Origin of the sequence: Rahnella sp. BCC 1045, from assembly GCF_019049615.1 — a bacterium.
In the GTDB taxonomy this organism is placed as follows: Bacteria; Pseudomonadota; Gammaproteobacteria; order Enterobacterales; family Enterobacteriaceae; genus Rahnella; species Rahnella contaminans.
Map to the genome: position 1 here is coordinate 1 of NZ_JAFMOZ010000092.1, position 20,599 is coordinate 20,599.

Annotated in this window: 13 protein-coding genes and 1 pseudogene; 6 read left to right on the top strand and 8 right to left on the bottom strand. The window is 53.2% G+C overall.

The window, feature by feature from the left end:
* Nucleotides 1-269: 269 nt before the first annotated feature.
* A pseudogene (locus tag J1782_RS26305) lies at nt 270-494 on the top strand (IS6 family transposase); the annotation flags it as partial.
* Between the two features lie 339 nt (nt 495-833).
* Nucleotides 834-2,486, top strand: coding sequence for a malate dehydrogenase (quinone) (mqo, locus tag J1782_RS03075; protein WP_217152396.1), 1,653 nt, complete (start codon nt 834-836; stop codon nt 2,484-2,486).
* A 68-nt stretch (nt 2,487-2,554) separates the two neighbouring features.
* On the opposite strand, the gene J1782_RS03080 is transcribed toward mqo, so the two are convergent.
* The 4 genes from J1782_RS03080 to ebgR form a co-directional block, all read right to left on the bottom strand.
* A complete protein-coding gene (locus tag J1782_RS03080; protein WP_217152397.1) occupies nt 2,555-4,054 on the bottom strand; it encodes an amino acid permease in 1,500 nt (499 codons plus the stop codon).
* Nucleotides 4,055-4,105: 51 nt separating this feature from the next.
* Nucleotides 4,106-4,558, bottom strand: a complete 453-nt coding sequence (locus J1782_RS03085; RefSeq protein WP_208950072.1) for a beta-galactosidase subunit beta — start codon at nt 4,556-4,558, stop codon at nt 4,106-4,108.
* Nucleotides 4,558-7,614, bottom strand: a complete 3,057-nt coding sequence (gene ebgA, locus J1782_RS03090) for a beta-galactosidase subunit alpha (RefSeq protein WP_217152398.1) — start codon at nt 7,612-7,614, stop codon at nt 4,558-4,560. The genes J1782_RS03085 and ebgA overlap by 1 nt, the downstream gene beginning before the upstream one ends.
* 171 nt (nt 7,615-7,785) lie before the next feature.
* On the bottom strand, nt 7,786-8,766 hold the full coding sequence (gene ebgR, locus J1782_RS03095; RefSeq protein ID WP_208950070.1) for a transcriptional regulator EbgR: 981 nt from the start codon (nt 8,764-8,766) through the stop codon (nt 7,786-7,788).
* 245 nt (nt 8,767-9,011) lie between these two features.
* Between ebgR and ygjJ the strand changes: the two genes are divergently transcribed.
* Both ygjJ and ygjK read left to right on the top strand, forming a co-directional pair.
* Nucleotides 9,012-10,070 (top strand): protein YgjJ, encoded by a 1,059-nt coding sequence (gene ygjJ, locus J1782_RS03100; protein ID WP_235937433.1) that lies wholly within the window; start codon nt 9,012-9,014, stop codon nt 10,068-10,070.
* A complete protein-coding gene (ygjK, locus tag J1782_RS03105) occupies nt 10,070-12,451 on the top strand; it encodes an alpha-glucosidase (protein ID WP_217152400.1) in 2,382 nt (793 codons plus the stop codon). The genes ygjJ and ygjK overlap by 1 nt, the downstream gene beginning before the upstream one ends.
* A gap of 59 nt (nt 12,452-12,510) precedes the next feature.
* Here ygjK and cytX read toward each other — a convergent pair whose 3' ends face one another.
* Nucleotides 12,511-13,764: a putative hydroxymethylpyrimidine transporter CytX gene (gene cytX, locus J1782_RS03110; protein ID WP_217152401.1), complete on the bottom strand. Its 1,254-nt coding sequence runs from the start codon at nt 13,762-13,764 to the stop codon at nt 12,511-12,513.
* Nucleotides 13,765-13,895: 131 nt separating this feature from the next.
* Nucleotides 13,896-14,552, bottom strand: coding sequence for a Qnr family pentapeptide repeat protein (locus J1782_RS03115; RefSeq protein ID WP_217152402.1), 657 nt, complete (start codon nt 14,550-14,552; stop codon nt 13,896-13,898).
* Nucleotides 14,553-14,739: 187 nt separating this feature from the next.
* On the opposite strand from J1782_RS03115, the gene dcp reads away from it, so the two are divergent.
* The gene (gene dcp / locus J1782_RS03120; RefSeq protein WP_217152403.1) at nt 14,740-16,893 is read left to right on the top strand and encodes a peptidyl-dipeptidase Dcp; all 2,154 of its coding nucleotides are present in this window, start codon (nt 14,740-14,742) and stop codon (nt 16,891-16,893) included.
* Nucleotides 16,894-16,940: 47 nt separating this feature from the next.
* On the opposite strand, the gene J1782_RS03125 is transcribed toward dcp, so the two are convergent.
* Together J1782_RS03125 and J1782_RS03130 are read right to left on the bottom strand one after the other, a co-directional pair.
* Nucleotides 16,941-18,140, bottom strand: coding sequence for an MFS transporter (locus J1782_RS03125; protein WP_217152404.1), 1,200 nt, complete (start codon nt 18,138-18,140; stop codon nt 16,941-16,943).
* 132 nt (nt 18,141-18,272) lie between these two features.
* Complete coding sequence (locus J1782_RS03130; protein WP_152327609.1) at nt 18,273-18,962, bottom strand: TetR/AcrR family transcriptional regulator; 690 nt, start codon at nt 18,960-18,962, stop codon at nt 18,273-18,275.
* A gap of 84 nt (nt 18,963-19,046) precedes the next feature.
* On the opposite strand from J1782_RS03130, the gene J1782_RS03135 reads away from it, so the two are divergent.
* Nucleotides 19,047-20,546: an MDR family MFS transporter gene (locus J1782_RS03135; RefSeq protein WP_152327608.1), complete on the top strand. Its 1,500-nt coding sequence runs from the start codon at nt 19,047-19,049 to the stop codon at nt 20,544-20,546.
* Nucleotides 20,547-20,599 lie beyond the last annotated feature (53 nt).

Here is a 20,599-nt window from a genome sequence, read left to right on the forward strand (position 1 = left end):
GTTTGCGTGGGTGGTGTTACAGATTTGGACAAATATACGTTGTTAAATGGCTGGTTAATAATTTAATTTATGAAATTCAAAATACTTTTATTATAGTCGCTTATATAATACTTGTACGATTGAAAATTCCTCCTTAGTCTTGAGCATATAAATGCAGATACAGGGGGCATGATCCACACCGATTTCAAGTACAGCAAGCAACTTGTGGTTTTGGCACATCAAGGTTGCACCAGGTAGCATCCTGTTTTTTTCTGTGATGTTACCTGACTATGAGCTTGCTCCGAAAATTCTTCTGTCTTCTGCATTATCCCGTCGCACTATTACCCAATGCGTTTGCTGGTGGCTGGTTTGTTTCCCGGGCCTGCGTAATCAGGAAGAAATGATGGCGAGACACGGTATTTGGGTTGACTCTATTCCGCACTTCACCGTTGGGCATTCGGCTTGTGCCTCTGCTCAATCGAGCCTTTTGTCGGCATAAACGTTCTGTAGGCCGCAGCCCCTCCCGGCCAGACTGCCGACTTTCTGCTGATCGCTAATGTAGCTTTTGCCGAACTTCAAATGTTTACGTGGCATAACCCCAAAAGCTCTTCAAACCTTGAAAAAACCTTGGCGGGCTGCGGGCTGCGGGCTGCGGGCTGTGAGGGAGATCACATCATCAGCTGCCGTTTTTTTGAAACGTTAAATCCTTTTTTAAATTTTGTAGTGATAATGTTATATTCGTAGCCATCATTTGAAAAAATGAAGTTTCAGTAACGATCCCGCGTGTTTTTTTGCTAATTTCTTGTTCGATAGTCTTAACAAAACAGAACTGAACATTTAGAGAAACAGACGTCATGAGAAAGATACTTGGTATGCTTCTCAACCGTGACTCACTGGGTGCCAGCGAGCCTGCGGCCGCAGAAGACGAAAAATCCGTTGATGTATTGCTGGTCGGCGGCGGAATTATGAGTGCAACGCTGGGGACGTATCTCCAGGAACTCGAGCCGGACTGGTCGATCCACATGATCGAACGCATGGATAGCGTGGCACAGGAAAGCTCCAACGGCTGGAACAATGCGGGCACCGGTCATGCGGCGCTGGCAGAAATGAATTACACCCCGGTGATGCCCGACGGCTCTGTCGATATCACGAAAGCCGTGGCGATCAACGAAGCCTTCCAGGTTTCCCGTCAGTTCATGGCGTATCAGGTTCAGAAAGGCGTGCTGAATAATCCGCGCTCATTCATCAACAGCGTGCCGCACATGAGCTTTGTCTGGGGCGATGAAAACATCGATTTCCTGCGCAAACGCTTCGCTGCGCTTCAGCAAAGCACCCTGTTCCGCGGGATGGAATATTCGGAAGACCCGGAACAAATCAAACAGTGGATCCCGGCCGTAATGGATGGCCGTGACCCGAATCAGAAAGTCGCTGCGACACGCACCACGGCAGGCACGGACGTTAACTTCGGTGAAGTGACCCGTCAGCTGGTGGACGCGTTACAGAAAAAATCCAACTTCACGCTGGCAAACGGTCAGGAAGTGCGCGATATCCAGCGCAACCGCGACAAGACCTGGTGCGTCACCATTACCGATCTGAAGCACAGTCACAAACACCACGTCGTGAATGCGAAATTCGTTTTCATCGGCGCGGGTGGTGCATCGCTGACATTGCTGCAAAAATCCGGCATCCCGGAAGCGCGTGAATACGGCGGTTTCCCGGTCGGCGGTGAATTCCTGGTGACTGAAAATCAGGACGTTGTGAAACGTCATCTGGCTAAGGTTTACGGCAAAGCCGCCGTGGGCGCGCCGCCGATGTCCGTTCCGCATCTCGACACCCGCATTATCGATGGCAAACAGGTTCTGCTGTTCGGGCCGTTTGCTACCTTCTCCAGCAAGTTCCTGAAAAACGGCTCCCTGTGGGATCTGTTCGGCAGTGTGAACAGTTCCAACCTGTTGCCGATGACTCACGTGGGCATGGGCAACTTCGACCTGGTGAAATATCTGGTCGGGCAGGTGATGCTCAGCGATGAAGACCGTCATGCCGCACTGAAGGAATTCTTCCCGCAGGCCGAGCAGAAAGACTGGAAACGCTGGGTCGCCGGACAACGTGTGCAGGTCATCAAAAAAGATGGCAAGCACGGCGGCGTTTTGCGTCTGGGCACGGAAGTGGTCAGTGCGAAAGACGGCAGTATTGCGGCATTGCTGGGGGCCTCTCCGGGCGCGTCCACGGCAGCGCCTATCATGATGAAATTGCTGGAAACGGTCTTCAAAGAGCGGGCTGCCAGTGCTGAATGGCAGGCGAAATTCCGCGAAATCATTCCATCCTACGGCACAAAACTGAATGGTAACGTGGAAGCGACCGAGAAAGAGCTGCTGGAAACCAGCCGCATTCTCGAACTGGAAACCCCGTCAATGAAAACGACGCCGGTTGCCGAAGTGATTCAGTTGCGCCCGCTTGAAGCCGAAGCCAAAGAAGAACCGAAAAAGCCTGCGGATATCGCACTGTAAGTTCGGATTTCAGAAAAACAAAAACCGCCTTTTTCACAGGCGGTTTTTTTTATGCCCATAATTCCGATCTACATGCCTGACAATGGTTTTGCGATATTTGCTGCTTTCACACGCGCCGTTTCGTTCTGTGATTCCAGCACTATTCTCGCCAGCGGCGTGTCTTCGTGATAACGCGTTTTATCATCCAGTCCTTTGGAATATTTGTTGTATTTCCACCACGCATAGCCGAGGAAAAGTACCAGCCCGCCGACGTTATAAAACACGATGGTAATAATGCTGGCACCGGTCGGGAAGGTCGAAGCGATAAATCCGACGGTGAAAATCACAATCAGCGTGCTGACGATGGTGATGCCCTGCATTCTGGAACCCATTTTGAAATCGCGTTCGACGTTGTCGTATTTCAGCCGCAGGTTCAGGTATGCCAGCATAATAAACAGCGGTGGAAGCATGGACGCTGCGGCAGTCATGTTGATCAGCGTATTCATGAGTTCCTGCACGCTGTTGGAGCCTAACGTTGGAATTAACATCAGCGGGATGACGATTAAAAACTGTATCCACGCCGCACGTGTCGGAACGCCATGTTTATTCAGTCGAATGGTTTTCTCGCCAAAAATCCCCTTAGGAATTTCAGTAAAGAAGATTTTCACCGGCGCGGCCGTCCACATCAGCAGTGATCCAAACATGGCGGTGAAAGAAACCACGCCGACAAAACGGTTCATCAGGACGGCCGGTAAACCAAAGTGCGCCGATAATCCTTCAAAAACCTGTACCGTACCGCCGGTGAAATGCAGTGCGGACTGTGCCACAAAAACGTTAATCAACAATGACGCGATGGAATAAAGCACGCCAATCACCAGCCCGGAAATGATAATGACTTTCACAAACGACCGGCTGCCGCCTTTGACGTCATTCACATAAACTGCCACGGATTCTGCTCCGCCTGCCGCCTGGAATATCCACGCGATAATGCCTAAGAATGCCCAGTTAAAGTGCGGCGTCATGGCCTCCACGTTAATCGGATTCGCCGGTTCCACGCCGCCCATTAATGCCGCGCCTGCCAGCACAATATAAGAGAACGTCAGCAGCAACATTAATGTGGATGTTACCGACGTCATCGGACCGAGTAATTTCGCGCCGCTGTTGGAAATTAATGTCGAGAAGGCGAACAGACAGATGCTGATAATTGCTGTGGTGATTGGCGTGAAGATATAGTCGTGCCCTAAAAAAGCGTACGACGCATAGGCAATGACGCGCGGAAGTAATGCCGTGAAGAAGAACAAATTCACGAACCAGTAAGTGTACGCGGTCATAAATGCCCAGCGTCCGCCGAGTGCGCTTTTTACCCAGGCGTAAACTCCGGCTTCCGAGTTTTTATTCAGCGAGACAAACTCGGCGATGATCAGACAGAACGGAATAAAGTAAATGATCGTCGCCACCAGAAATACCGGTGCGGAGGCGATGCCTAACTGGATGTTATTGTTGATGACGTTATTGAAGCTAAACACGGCGGCAAATGTCATGGATAATAATCCAAATTTGCCTATGGTATTTCGACTGGACCCGGCCATAAATACTCTCCAACTGCGATGTTTGTAGGGTAAGTGGTTCTTGTTTTTTTATTATTTATTAACGAAATAACTCTCTTCGACGGTCACTTTTAATATGACTTTTTTGACGTCTTTTTCCGGCCTGAACCGGCAGGCTTCGTGGTTTTCAAAAATGACCACGCGGCCTTTATTCACCTTTACCGTTTCACCCTGACCGCTAAAAAATTCGCGATCCGTTTCATCGTCATAAGGCGAAATGCAATGCAGGGCAGATTTGGCAGCAAACTCGATTTCTTCTGCGCCTTCGAGGTAGTAATGCACGTCGAAATACCGGCGGTGACCTTCGAATTCTTCACGCTGAAACTCTGCGCCGGACGCTAACCGGTACACCAGCGAATCCCCGATGGAGTGAAAGACGCCGGAGTGGATTTTTTCAATATTATTAATGGCTTCCATACAGCGCTGCCATTTTTTCCCTGTATGATAAAGCTGCTGAAATTCAGCCAAAGACCCGAGAATAATCATCAGTTTGCCTCCTGCGGCTGGATGCTGAATTGCGCGAGACTCAGGCTGTCGTTGTCCTGCTGGCGGAATGGCAGCATCGTGAAGCCGTAGCGAAATGCCGTGAAATACACGCGGTAGGAATCGAGCACTTCCGAGCCCCACGAGTTCGAGCCGAGCCCCATAATCTGGTGATCGAGATTGAGCGTCAGGCAGCTGTCCTGCGTGAGTTCGTCGATGTGCTGCGCCTGTTGCAGCATCTGCGAACTGTACGGCCACAGGCTGAAATTGAGCGGCTGGCGTGGCTGAATGAAAATCCCTTTTCCCGCGTCATCGCGAAGGCTCAGCCAGCGGATATCCTGCCGGTTACCGTTGTCCTGCGGCATCGGATAATTTTCAAATAAGCGGCTGACCGGCTGCTGATAATGGCCGATCAGGTTGGCCTGGCGGCTGTCCGGATAGTTTTCACCCGGTCCGCGCCCGTAATATTCCACCTGCGTGAAGCGGCGGCTGACGCCAAAATCGAGGCCGATCTTCGGGATAATTGCATCGAAATGACCGTAGGGTGTGCCGGATAAATCGAGGCTCACCGCGCCCTGAGGCGTTATCTGCCAGCGGTAAACGCAGCGCATCCCGAAATCAAAGACCGGCGGTGCAATGATGCTGTGAACTTCAATCACTACGTCGCTATTTTGATTTTTCCAGCTCAGTGAGCGGAAATGTTGCTGCATGATTTGCAGATGGTTGGGCTGCCACAGGCCCTCGAACTCCTGTTTATGGTTGTCGATAACCGGCTTGAAGAAATTGAGTTTCGGCGCGCGGCCGGTGATCTCAACGCCGTCCGCCTGCCAGGATTTCAGTTCGCCGTCGAGACGGGAAAATTCGAGACGGAAGTTTTCGCCGCGAACGATCAACTGATGTTTTTGCTCGTCGCAGATCAGCGCTCCGGTGGCTTTAAGGTCAGGCAACGTTTCCAGCGGCTGAGCTGCCTGCAACAGCACCTGGTAATGGCCGAGCGGATGATTCGCTTCGCTGTAAGCGGTCGGGCTGTTTTTGCTGATGCGGATATTCAGGAAGGTTTCCTGCCCGTTGTCAGTGAATTCCGGCAGCGGAACCGTTTCGCTTTCGCCGGATTGCAGATGCGGCAGGGCGATTTGATGGTCTTCCAGACCGCGACCTGCTACCTGCACGGTGAGCGTCAGCGTGATGTCTTCCAGTGAGCTGAACCAGTAACGGTTTTTGACCCGCAGCGTATTGCCGGCGTGGCTGATTTCCACCGGGCACAACACCTGTTTGTATTCGCGCAGGCCGGGGCCGGGAGTCTGATCCGGATAAATCAGGCCGTCCATGCAGAAGTTGTAGTTGTTCGGATAATCGCCGTAATCGCCGCCGTAGGCGTAACGCGACTGACCGTTTTCACCGGTTTCCAGCAGGCCATGATCGCACCATTCCCAGATGTAATGCCCCTGAAGGCTGGCATGGCGGTTCATGACGGCCTGATATTCCGCTAATCCGCCGGGGCCGTTGCCCATTGCGTGGGCGTATTCACAGAGGATGCGCGGTTTGGCGTGCGGGTATTCGCCGAATGCATTCATCATTTGCACACGGGAATACATGGTGCTGATGACGTCGGTGACTTCTGCGTCACGGTCTTCTTCGTAGTGAACCAGACGGGTCGGATCAAGGGCTTTGCAGCGCGCAGCCATCGCGCGGATGTTACAGCCATAGCCGGATTCGTTGCCGAGCGACCATATAATGATGGACGGGTGATTTTTCTGCGCCATCACGTGACGCCCGATACGTTCCACATAGGCGTGTTCCCAGCGCGGATCGTCGGTAATGCGGCTCAGATCGCCGACGTTCGCGAAACCGTGGCTTTCCAGATCGGTTTCGGCCATCACGAATAAACCGTAGATGTCGCACAATTCATAAAAGCGCGGATCGTTCGGGTAATGCGCGGTGCGTACCGAATTGATGTTGTGCTGTTTCATCAGAATGATATCGCGCTCAACCCGCGCCATATCGACCGCCCGGCCTTTGCGATGATCGTGATCGTGACGGTTTACGCCGTGCAGTTTGAGGTAGCGCCCGTTGACATAAAACAACCCGTCGCGCACGCAGATATCCCGAAAACCCACGCGCTGCGGCACCACGGAAATCACGTTCCCCGCCTCGTCGTACAGCGTCAAAAGCAGCTGATATAACGCAGGATGTTCGGCGCTCCACTGGCGTGGCTGGCTGAGAGGAATGTCCAGGCGACAGCGCGTTTTATCGCCAATAGTCAGGTTATCTGCTGACAATTGCGCCACACAGATGCCACCGTCGAATAACTGGGCGTGCAGACGATAGCCGCTGACTGGCTCGTGCAAATTACACAGATCGGCATCAATGTTAAGCACGGCGTCGCAGTAGTTATCGTCAAACGCTGTCACCACGGTGAAATCGTTGAGATGAACAGGATCCCGGCCAGTCAGATATACATCGCGGAAAATCCCGGCCATCCACCACATATCCTGATCTTCGATATAGGTAGAATCCGCCCATTGCAACACGCGCACCGACAACAGGTTTTCGCCCTCCTGCACAAAAGCGCTGATATCAAACTCCGCGCACAGGCGGCTGCCTTTGCTGAACCCAACGTAATGGCCGTTCACATACACTTCAAAGTAGGTTTCGACGCCGTCGAATTTTATGAGGGTTTGCGCATTTTCCCACGCAGCATCGAGATGAAATTTCCGCTGGTATGCGCCGGTCGGGTTATTGGTTGGAACAAAAGGAATGTTGATTGGGAAGGGGAAACCCTCATCGGTGTATTGCAACTGGCCGTGGCCTTCCATCTGCCACATGCCGGGGACGGTGATATCGCCCCATTCTGCCATCGGTTGATTATAAAATTCGTCCGGGACTAAAGCCGGGTGCTTAAAATAACGAAACTGCCAGCGGCCGCTGAGCAACTGAAAATGCTGACTGGCCGCGCGGTCAAAGCTCAGTGCCTGCTGCGCATTTTCATAGCTGAAAAAGCTGGCACGCGGCGGTAAACGGTTTTCTGACTGCTTGTCGATGTTTTCCCAATTATTCACGTGAACTCTCCTGAGACGTGTTTCTATGGGAAATAAGATAGTAAATATTTAGTAAAAATAACTAAAAACATTTACCGATTGTTCAGAGGATCACAAAAATTAAAAAATACGCAGAAGGATCATGCAGTTAATTTTCACTGCGACTGATGATCCTTTTTAAGGCCGGGGACTCTAGCGACGGGTGGTGTCGCGCAGCTGGAGAGAGCTGGGCACAAACACGGCAAGCGGGACGTTGCGTTCATCACGCAGACGTTCGGTCAGCAGGTTAACGGCCTGCGCGCCCATAGTTTCGGAATGAATACGAACTGTTGATAAAGAAGGAAAAACAAAACGCGCGGTCGGGATGTCGTTGACGCTGATCAGCGCGATTTGCTGCGGGATTTTCACGCCGTGTTCCAGCAGCGCGCGGGTAACGCCCAACGCTATGGTGTCGGTGGCGATCAGCAGCGCCGGAGGAAACGGCGTATTCTCCTGCAACATTTTCTTCGCGCACTGGTAGCCGGACTGGCTGGTGAAATCGCCGTAGTAAATATCCTGCGGCTGCACGACGTTTTTCAGGCGGCCATATTCTACAAAAGCCTGTTCCCGCTGGTCGGCAAATTCCGGGAGATCGCGCCCGCCGATAAAACCGATCCGTGAATAGCCCTGGTCAATAAAGAAGTCGATCACTTTCTGGCTGATCTTAAAGAGATCGACGTTCACGCAGTCAAACTGTGCGTCTTCCATCACGCCATCAATGAAAACCACCGGGCTGGATTGCTGACTGAGCTGGGTGTGCAGCGCCGTTTGCGGCTGGCCGATAACCAGAAAACCGTCGGCGGCAGGCAGTGGTTTATCGCCGGTGAAGTCATAGCCGGAAATCAGGGTGATGCCGAGTTTTTCGCACTGTGTTTCAATGCCATAGCGCATGGAAAGGTAGTAAGGATCGTCGATTTCCAGCCCCTGCCGGTAGGTGAAAAGCGCGGCGAAGGTCATCCGGTGCGTGGCGTTACGTTTGGACGGCGACAGTTTATATTCCAGGCGTTCTGCCGCTTCTAAAATCTTCTGCCGGGTTTGCGCTTTCACGCTCAGGCTCGGGTCGTCATTTAGCACACGTGAAACCGTCGCAACGGATACGTTCGCGGCCTCAGCGATTTCCTTCAAAGTAGCCATCAGCGTCTCATAATCAGGTAAACCAAAGCCGTAGCTTAATGTGATCAGCGGCTTATGTACACCAGCCCCGGATGCGTAAGCCCCCAAAATCTCAATGTGACAGGGTTAACGCTTTACCGATATTTAAGTATAATTTAGTAAAATATTTACTAGACTGCGTTTTTACTTTTTAGCTCAGTTCCTCTGAATTCTAAATACTCACCTTAAGTGAAGCGCATACCATGAAGAAAATATTATTCCACAAAATGTTCATGATTTTATTATTCGCCTCGCCAATGAGTTCATGGGCGCAGGAATCTGTCGTGCCCGCTGAACATAATGTTTTACCGCCACCGGAAATAACGCCACAAAGCGCCAATAACACTGCCTACCGATTTTATGGCGAAATGGGAGGCGGTGGCAGCGTATATTTGAACGGTAAAGACCAGCATAAATACAGCGACGGCACCTATATCGAAGGCGGTCTGGAAATAAAACACGGCAACTGGTTCGGGCTTATTTATGGCGAAGGCTGGACGGTGCAGGCCGATCATCACGGAAACGCCTGGGTGCCGGACCACAGCTGGGGCGGATTTGAAGGCGGTCTGAACCGTTTTTATGGCGGTTACCGCACGGATAACGGCACCGAAATGATCCTCAGTATGCGCAACGATTCTTCGCTGGACGACCTGCAATGGTGGGGCGATTTCACGCCGGAATACGGTTACGTGATCCCCAATACGCGCGATTTGACGCAGGCGGCAAAAATCCAGAATCTCACCGGAAAATTCCGCTACAGCGTGACTGCCGCCCCGGAAAGCCGCGTGAATGAAAGTACCGCGTTGCTGCATTTCGGAAAATATGACCGCTATTCAGATAAATACACATACCGCGCGATGGTCAATGGCTATACGCAATATGACCTGACGGAAGGGCTGACGCTGCTCAACGGACTCGAACTTACCGACGGCACCGGGCAATTATTCCTCGCCGGATTGCAGGGCAAAAACCTGGCCGGGCGCGTCTGGCATCACACCGGAAAAGGCGACGGCAATCATCCGGGGAGCGAATCGGGCGTGATGGTCAGCGCCATGGTTGAAGCGGTATCCGGCCTCTATTTCTCCACCGCCTACAGTTACGCCGAACACCATTTAGATAACGCATCGGACACCACGACATCCTACGCACAAGCCGGTATCTGGTACGAATATTACGGTGGCCGGTTCGCCACGGCGCTGGACAGTAAATTCTATATGAGCAACGACAATACCGGTGCCAGCAATTCCATATTTCTGATGCAATATTTCTATTGGGGAAAATCATAATGAAAACCGTCAGCAAGCTTAAACCTGTTGCTTTATTTATTGCCGCAACATTATTTATTTCCGGCAACGTTTTGGCCGAAAACGCGAATACCCTGCGCGCCGGTGAATATAAAAATGTGATTAACCGCACCGGTGCGCCGCAATATATGCTCGATTATGATTTCGACGAGCATCAGCGTTTTAATCCTTTATTTGATGACGGTGCGTGGCACGGGCATTTATTACCGGCCAGCGCGGAAGCGGCTGGCGGATTCCCCGGTCCGGCGCTGCTGACGGAAGAGTACATCAACTTTATGGCGGATAATTTTGACCGCCTGACACTCTTAAAAGACGGCAAAAAAGTCGCGCTGAGCATGACCGCTTACAGCATTCCCGGCGCATTAATTCAGGCGCTGACCGCGCCCGGAATCCATGTCGTTCTGACGCTGCGGTTTGTCACTAACCGCACCTCGCTGCTGGAAACCAAAATCACCACCGACACGCCGCTGGAGCTGGTCTGGGATGGCGAGCTGCTGGAAAAACTTCATGCTCAGGAAGGAAAACCGCAGTCGGATAAAACCATCGAACAGGAGTACCCGGGGTATACCCGAAAAATCATCCCGACCGCCGATGGCCTGAAAGTGACTTTCGGCAAGGTGCGTGTGGCTTCCAGCCTGATGACGTCCGGTGAGTCGGAATATCAGATCCATAAATCGCTGCCGGTGCAGACTATCGCGCAAGTCCATCAGTTTACCGCGAAGGCCAAAATCGCCGGTTCCACCACGATTTACACCACCTATTCGCATTTGCTGACTGCCGCCGAAGTACAGCGAGAACAGCCGAAAATCGCCGACATTCTGGCACATCCGCAAACCTATCTCGCTGCCTCGGAGAAGCGCTGGGAAGGTTATCTCAATAAAGGGCTGACCAATCCTCACGCGACGGCGGCGCAGGAGCGCGTGGCGGTGAAAGCGATCGAAACCCTGAACGGCAACTGGCGCGGTGCGGCGGGTGCGATGAAATTTGATTCCGTGACGCCTTCGGTCACGGGGCGCTGGTTCTCCGGTAATCAGACCTGGCCGTGGGATACCTGGAAACAGGCGTATGCGATGGCGCATTTCAATCCTGAGGTGGCGAAAAACAATATTCGCGCGGTGTTTGCCTTTCAGATCCAGCCCGGAGACCCGGTTCGTCCGTGGGATGCCGGTTTTGTGCCTGACCTGATTGCCTACAACCCGGGCCCCGAATGTGGCGGCGACGGTACCAACTGGAATGAGCGCAACACCAAGCCGAGTCTGGCGGCATGGTCGGTGATGGAGGTCTATAAAACGACCGGTGATAAACAGTGGCTGGCAGAAATGTACCCGAAACTGGTCGCTTATCACGACTGGTGGCTGCGCAACCGCGATCACAACCACAACGGCGTGCCGGAATACGGCGCAACGCGCGATAAAGCGCACAACACCGCTGACGGGAAAATGCTGTTTACCGTCAGGGAAGGGCAGAAAGAGCAGACCGAATCCGGCCTGGAAAGCTACGACCGCGTGGTGAAATCCGGCAAATACGACAGTATCGAAATCCCCGCGCAGGTTGCCGCTTCCTGGGAGTCAGGCCGTGACGATGCAGCGGCTTTCGGTTTTATCGATGCGGATCAGCTGGCGAAATACATTAAAAATGGCGGTAAAAAGCAGGACTGGCAGGTCAAATTCGCCGAAAATCGTTCGGATGACGGAACGTTGCTGGGATATTCCCTGCTGCAAGAGTCGGTCGATGAAGCCAGCTACATGTTCAGCGACAACAAGTACCTGGCTGAAATGGCTGACATCCTGGGTAAGAAAACCGACGCTCAAGACTTCCGCACAAAAGCCAGCAAACTGGCGGATTACATAAATACCTGCATGTTCGATGACCACAGCGGCTTCTTTTACGATATCCGGATTGAAGACAAGCCGCTGTCCAACGGCTGTGCCGGCAAACCCATCGCCGAACGCGGTAAAGGGCCTGAAGGCTGGTCACCGTTGTTTAACGGCGCAGCGACGCAGGCACACGCCGACGCCGTGGTGAAAGTGATGAAAGATGTGCGCGAATTTAACACCTATGTGCCGCTCGGCACCGCCGCACTGACCAATCCTGCATTCGGGGCAGACATTTACTGGCGTGGCCGCGTTTGGGTTGACCAGCTGTATTTCGGTCTGAAAGGCATGGAGCAATACGGCTATCGCAATGACGCCATTACCATGGCGCAGGCCTTTTTCGATCACGCCGACGGGCTGATGACTGACGGCCCGATCCGCGAAAACTACAATCCGCTTAACGGCCAGCAGCAGGGTGCACCCAATTTCTCATGGAGCGCAGCGCATCTTTATATGCTGTACAACGATTTTTTCGGGCAGAGGAAATGAGTGAGTAAGGGCTGAATTTCAGGCACAAAAAAACCGCCCTCAGGGGCGGTTTTCTTAGTTCAGCTTTTACGCCCCAATCCCCAGCACACCAGCCCTGCCACCAGCAGCGACGGAATAGTCGCCCCCACGTCAGGCAGCAGATTGGCCATCAGATGATAGACCGCGATACCCGTGAACCAGGCCGCGACAGAACGCAGGTTCAGGTTTTCTTTGGTCTGACGGCGCAGAACAAAATGATGTGTCAGCACCACGCCGAACAACGGCGCAAAGACCGAACCGATCAGCAGCAGGAAGTTTTCGTATTGCGTCAGCGGCACCGACCAGGCAATCAGCGTACACAACAGGCCGATGCCAAGCGTCAGCTTACCGATTCCGACGGGTACGGAAGTACCCGCAGAAACCGCCGCCGAGTGAATATCGGCAAAGGCATTTTCATGCTCATCCACCAGAATGAGCAGCAGGGGAATACCCAGCGCAACGCCAGAAAGTGCCAGCAGCAGCGCATTGGCATCGGTCGATGTGCTGACAAACGCCAGCGTATACGCGACGCCGAGCGACATCATCCAGACGCTGCCGAGAAAATATCCACAGGCGGTTCCCCAGAAATTCTGTCGTGCAGATTTGCCGAAACGGGTGTAATCCGACACCAGCGGCAGCCATGAAAACGCCATCGACACCACGATATCGCATGCCAGCGCGAACGGCATTGAACCATCCCCTGCCTTATGCCACAACAATGATAAATCCGCATGCAGGAACAGATAACCGGTCAGCCACGCGCAGCTCGCCAGTAACAACCAGATACCCCAGCGGCGCAGCACCACGCGGATAAATGCCAGTGGCCCGCTGGCCGCCAGTAAAGTCGCGACGACGCCGAAAATAAACGTCCAGAGGGTTGGATTCGCCCAAAAACTGCCGTCGCCCCAGGCCCGTTTCGCCAGCAGGCTGGCGGCATCGCGCATCACCACGATTTCGAACGCGCCCCAGCCGATCAGCTGGATCAGATTGAACAGCACCGGCAACGCCACGCCGCGTTTGCCAAGGCTCAGTTTCAGAGACGCCATAGATGACATGCCCGTCTGTCCGCCAGTCACCCCGACCAGTGCCAGCAGTGCGACGCCAACGGCAGAACCCAGCACAATCGCTGCCAGCGATCCTGCCAGCCCGAGGCCGGGTGCCAGAATCGCCCCCGCCTGCAACACCATCAGACCCATGCCGAGCGAAAACCACAGCGAGAATAAATCAGACCAGCCCAGAACCCGAGATTTCTCTGGTATTGAAGACTTTGGGGAATAAATACTATTATCTTTCATGAGGTTAATTTAGTGGCTAATGCGAATGCCTGTTATAGCATATTGCGGTGAAATCCTGATGACGTACGGGCGAGAAGCGCACTTTTCGGTTTCCATAATGCGTATTTCAATCCCTGTCACTTGGAATACTCTCACGTCGAATGAATCACAATCACCCCGAGCTTCTCCAGCAAATGACTTTGCTGCCAGTCGTCGATTTTCACGCCGTCGACGTCAACTTTACGGAGGTTTAATTCGCCCAGATCAGAGTTTGTCAGGTCGCAGTGGGTGATGTTCACATTATTCCAGTCGAACTCGGTGAATTCGCCGCCGGAAAGGTCGGAGCCGCTGAAGTTTGCGCCCTGCACATTTGCGCCGGTCCAGCGGTTTTCCCACAGCTCGCATTTCTCCAGAATGACTTTGCTGAAGTTGGCGTAGCTGAAGTTATTTTTGGTCATGAACGCGCTGCAAAACCAGGTACGGGTAGTGATCATATTCATAAAGCTGGCGCCACTGAAATCTGCGCCGGTGGCTTTGCTTTCGCGGATCTCCAGGCCGAGTGCCTGAATATTTTTGAAATCAGCCATTGTCAGATCGCAGTGTTTAAAACTGGCGTCCTGTAATTTTGCGTGCTGGAACGAACAGCCGGTTTGTTCGTCGTCATCGTAAAACAGACAGTCAGTAAAAGCGGTTTCTGATAAATCGCAGCTGTCGAAAAGGCAGCAGTAAAAGCGGCAGTTTTCCAGCGCTTCGCCGGTGAATTGTTTCACACCAAAACGCTGGCCGGTGAAAGTCTGGTCTTTAATCATGATGTTTTCCTGCCTTTTTTACGCGCTGAGAAGGGCAATATCCTGACAGAAAGATTCCCCTGAAAATATTTAAACCCCTTGTCATCACACGATTTCCTTACGCACTTCTTTTGCCGGATCGGCGACCGGGGTCTATTCTCAATGGCTTAACGGAGCAATTTCTCTTAATCAGATAAGGAAGACTGAAATGCGTTTGTCCTACCTCTTTTTGGCAACCAGTCTGGCCATGAGCCAGTTTGCAGGCGCTGCGCAGAGCGTGCAGCCCGCCACGCAGGAGCCCGTCATGAACCATGCCATCAGTAAAGATAATCCATTTCTGAAACCCAGCCCGCTGGAATATCAGGCACCACAATTTAATCTCTATAAAGACAGCGATTATGAGCCGGCCATCCTCGAAGGAATCCGCCAGAAACTGGCTGAAGTCGATAAAATTGCCAACGACTCTTCACCGCCGACATTCGAAAATACCTATGTTGCGCTGGAAAAATCCGGCGTCACGTTGCAGCGTGTTCAGAGCGTTTTCGGCGCGATGACTGGCGCGAATACCAACGATACGCTACAAAAAATTGATGAAGATACCTCGCCAAAACTGGCGGCGATGGACGACAGCATTCACCTCAACAGCAAATTGTTTGCCCGTCTGAAAACGGTGTATGACCAGCGCAATACGCTGAAACTGGATGCGGAATCGCAGCGTCTGATTGAAGTCACGTATAAAGATTTCGAGCTGGCAGGTGCGAATCTTTCGGATGCCGGTAAAGACAAACTCAAAGCGCTGAACCAGCAGGCGGCGACGCTCAGTACGCAATTTACCAATAAATTACTGGCGGCGACCAAAGCGGGCGGACTGACGGTGAAAGACAAAGCGCAGCTTTCCGGGCTGAGCGAGGCCGAGCTTTCTGCGGCGGCGCAGGCGGCCAAAGACCGCAAGCTGGATAATGCGTGGTTGCTGGTGTTGCAAAACACCACGCAACAGCCTTTGTTGCAGTCGCTGGAAAACCGCGATACCCGCAAGGCGCTCTATGAAGCTTCCATTAATCGCGCCGAAAAGGGCGATGCCAACGACACCCGCGAACTGATAGCGAAGCTGGCAAAAGTGCGAGCGGAGCAGGCTCAGGTGCTGGGCTTCCCGAGTTATGCGGCGTGGAAGCTGGAAGATCAGATGGCGAAAACGCCGCAGGCTGCGCTGGATTTTATGCACAAAATTGTGCCAGCTGCGACCGCCCGCGCTGAGCGTGAGGCGAAAGATATTCAGTCAGAAATCGATAAACAGAAGGGCGGATTCAGCGTTGCGGCCTGGGACTGGCAGCATTACGCCCAGCAGGTACGCAAAGAGAAATACGATCTTGATGACGCGCAGATCAAACCTTATTTCGAGCTGAATAATGTGCTGGAAAACGGCGTGTTTTATGCCGCGAATCTGCTGTACGGCATTACGTTTAAAGAGCGCAAAGATTTGCCCGTCTGGAACCCAGATGTGCGGGTTTTTGAAGTGTTCGATAAAGACGGTAAATCCATGGCGCTGTTTTATGCCGATTATTATCAGCGCGATAATAAAGGCGGCGGCGCGTGGATGAGTAATTTCGTCGATCAGTCCAAACTGCTCGGCACCAAACCGGTGATTTATAACGTCGCTAACTTCCAGAAACCGGCGGCGGGGCAACCGGCGTTGTTGTCGTGGGATGACGTGATCACGATGTTCCACGAGTTCGGTCATACGCTGCACGGGCTGTTTGCCGACCAGCAATATCCGAGCCTTTCCGGCACCGCAACGCCGCGCGATTTCGTCGAATTCCCGTCCCAGTTTAACGAGCACTGGGCGAGTGACCCGAAAGTGTTTACTCACTTTGCGAAGCATTATCAGACCGGCGAAGTCATGCCGCAGGCTTTGCAGGACAAAATCGAGAAAGCCAGCAAGTTTAATAAAGGTTATGACATGACCGAGCTGCTGGCCGCTGCACTTCTGGACATGCACTGGCACAGCCTGAGCGCTACGGAACCGCAGCAGGATGTGGATAAGTTCGAAGCCGAATCGCTGGCGAAAGACAAAGTGAATCTGGCGTATGTGCCGCCGCGCTACCGTTCCAGCTACTTCCAGCATATCTGGGGTAACGGTTATGCCGCCGGTTATTACGCCTACCTGTGGACCGAAATGCTGGCCGATGATGCCTTTGCCGGGATCACCGAACAGGGCGGACTGACACGGGAGAATGGTCAGAAATTCCGCGACCAGATCCTCTCGCGCGGTAACAGCGAAGACCTCGAAAAGCTCTATGAAACCTGGCGCGGCAAAGCGCCGTCGATTGAGCCGATGCTGAAAAACCGCGGTCTGGAAGAGTAAGTTTCGGGATCCTTAAAGCCCTGACCGTGTAAACGCTCAGGGCTTTTTTATGCTGTCCGCGACGCCAGCCGGTGGCCCATCCAGAAGAACACCAGCCCGCCCGCCGAAGCGGCGATCAGCGCAATAAACATCACCGGCGGCGCGGCGTAACTGAGCAGGAATCCGCACATCACCGGGTTGATGGCGCCGCCAAGATTGCTCAGGTTCTGCATGCCGTAATAGCTGCCTTTCATGTTTTCCGGCGCGATAAAGTCGATAAACATGTATTCCACAGGAATGACGATCAGCTCGCCAAAGCTGAAAATCGCCATCGCGATGATCCAGAACAGCACGGATTGCCCGGCCGTCATGAAGCCAATCAGGCCGATGATGAAGAAAATAGTGCCGAGCAGCAGCCATTTCAGCAGGCTTTTTTGTTTCATCCGGCTGCTTAAAACGTACTGAAAGGCGATCACGATGACGGCGTTGGTGATCATCACGGCGCCGATAATTTTGTAGGCAAACGCCGGATTGGAAACCAGAATCAGATACTGCGACAGATAACCGGCGAACTGCCCGAACACTATCGACCCCAGCGTGCTGCCGAGTGTGAAGTAAATCAGGCGACGGTCGTGGGCGAGAATGCTCAGTGTCTGGCGCAGATTGGGTTTGGGCAGCGGTTTTTGTTCCAGCTCAGTTTGCGGTGGTTTTTGCGGGATATTACGCAATCCCCAGCCCAACGAAATCACGGTGCCCAGCGCCAGCATGCCGGAAATCACGAACGGCAGCATCGGGCTGAAACCCGCCAGCCAGACGCCCAGCGAAGATCCCACCGCCCAGCCGACGTTCACCAGCGTGTAGTTCATCGAAAAGGCTTTCACCCGTTTTTCCACCGGCAACCAGCTGGCGATACAGGCTTTGAGCGTAATACTGAGCAGGGCGTAAGAGGCATTGAGCAACGCCAGAACCAGCAGAACGCCGGTCACATTGGGCAGAAACGGCAGCAGCAGAAAGCTCAAACCAAACAGGCTGACGGAAACGGTGATGAGCGTCCGGTGATTGAATTTATCCACCAGATAGCCGCCATAGAGACTGCTGAGAATACCGATCGCCAGACTGGCCCCGAGAATAATCCCGACGCTCTTCGGCAACAGATGATAGTGCTCAGTCAGATAAATAGTGATAAAAGGCAGCGTGACGCCGCGTCCGATAGTGAGTACTAACGAACTGGCAAGCAGAGCGAGGATCAGCGGCGGCATTCCCTTCATGTTTAACGGCATTCCCTGAGTAACAGCAACATTTTCGTTACATCATAAAGGAGTCTGCGCAGTATTTTTCATTACAAAAAAGAGGGATTTAAGAGAGTTGCGCGGCTATCCCGGTGCTTGCCAGAATTTCGCTTACCGCTTCTGCGGCCCCAGCCCGTTAAAGAGCAGCAGGGAGACGTGCTGGCGCAGCATGTCGGGAGAAATCAGCGAGCCGCCTTCTTTTCTCATTTTCATGGATGCCATCGGGAACAGCGTCAGGCCGAACAATGAAATAAACAGCAGCGCCGGATTCAGGTCGGGGTTCAGACGTCCTTCTGCCTGCCAGCGTGTTATCGATTCATGAACGACTTTGCGGTTTTTGTCGCCATTACGTTCTTCCATACGCTTTTTCAGCATGCCACTTTCGCTGATCACTTCACGTACCCACAGTGGCGCCACCCACGGGTATTTTTCCGCGGCATCAATCATGCATTGCGCCATGTGCGTAATCGCCATCAGCGGATCGTCGGCGTGGGTTTCAAAAATATCGGTAAACCCGGCGCGCACCGGCTGAAAACGTTCGTCGATCATGACGTCCAGCAACTGCTCGCGGGTATTAAAATAGTAATGCAGCATGGCGGTAGTCACGCCTGCTTCTTTGGCAATCTGGCTCAGCGGCGTTTCGGCGATACCGTATTGGGCAAACAGTTTCAGAGCGGCATCCAGCAGCAATTCCCGCTTGTCCGCACCTTTTTTGGCGCTGCGCGGACGGCCCGGACGGCGTGCTGGCGTTTGATCCTTTTGTGCGGTTCCTGTCGTTTCTGAGATTTTTCTGTCTGTCATAAGCGGTTTGATCCATTGACCGGATAGGGTGGATGCTTCAATATTAATTATACAGTTAATTAATTACAAGTCAGGAAGCTATTCATGACCACTATACATTCAGCGCAGAGTGATGTCGCAGAACAGAAGCCGTCGATAAAGCTGCTGTTCTCCGCACTGATGCTGGTAATGCTGCTGGCCGCGCTCGACCAGACGATTGTCTCCACCGCGCTGCCGACGATTGTGAGCGAGCTGGGCGGGCTGGATCAGCTTTCGTGGGTGGTGACGTCTTACCTGCTGGCGTCAACCATTGTCGTACCGCTGTACGGTAAATTCGGCGATCTGCTTGGCCGCAAAATCGTCCTGCAAACCGCGATTATTGTGTTCCTGCTCGGGTCGGTTTTGTGCGGACTGGCGCAGAACATGACGCAGCTGATCCTGATGCGCGCGCTTCAGGGGCTGGGCGGCGGCGGGCTGATGGTGGTCAGTATGGCCGCGGTCGGCGATGTGATCCCGCCTTCAGAACGCGGGAAATATCAGGGCCTTTTCGGCGGCGTATTCGGGCTGGCGACAGTCATCGGGCCGCTGATCGGTGGTTTTCTGGTGGAGCATATTTCGTGGCGCTGGATTTTCTACATCAACCTGCCGCTGGGTATTTTCGCGCTGCTGGTCATCGGCGTGGCGCTGAAATCGCAGACCGCGCGTATCCGCCATGAAATTGACTTCCTCGGTGCGGGTTATCTGGCGGCGGCGCTGACCTGCATTATTTTGTTCACCAGCGAAGGTGGCACGGTCTATCAGTGGTCGGATCCGCAGCTGTGGTGCATTCTGGCGTTCGGACTCGTTACGCTCGGCGGATTCATCTATGAAGAAACGCTGGCCGCAGAACCGATTATTCCGCTCGGGTTATTCCGCGACCGCACGTTCCTGCTGAGCTGCGCCATCAGCTTTATTATCGGGATGTCGCTGATGGGGTCGATGACCTTCCTGCCGCTGTATTTGCAGGTAGTAAAAGGCTCGTCACCGTCAGAAGCGGGCATGCAACTGTTGCCGCTGATGGGCGCGTTGCTGGTCAGTTCGATTGTCAGCGGACGACTGATCAGCCGCATCGGCCGTTATCGCATCTTCCCGATTATCGGTACCCTGCTGAGTTTCGCCGGCATGTTGTTACTGGCCCGTCTTAAAGTCAGCACGCCGGTGCATATGTTGTATCTCTACATCGGCGTGCTCGGTTTTGGTCTTGGGATGGTGATGCAGGTGCTGGTGCTGGCGGTACAAAACTCGGTATCGATGAAGCAGATGGGCGTGGCGACGTCCGGCGTCACGCTGTTCCGTTCAATCGGCGGCTCCATCGGAGTGGCGATGTTTGGCGCGATTTTCACCCACGTCCTGCGTGACCAGCTGATAGCGCGGATCCCGGAAGGCACTGTCCTTCCGCGTTCGATGGGCGCACAGGCGGTGCAGGAACTCCCGGCTGCCATCCGCGATGATTATTTGCAGGCTTTCGGCTCGGCGCTGCACTCGGTGTACCTGATTGCCGCCTGCGTAATGGTGCTGGCGTTCATTCTTTCTCTGCTGCAAAAAGATGCGGTGCTGAAGAAATAGGCCGCTACGTTATTGGTGAAATGCACTAAGCTTTCCCCTTTACGGCGTTGAAA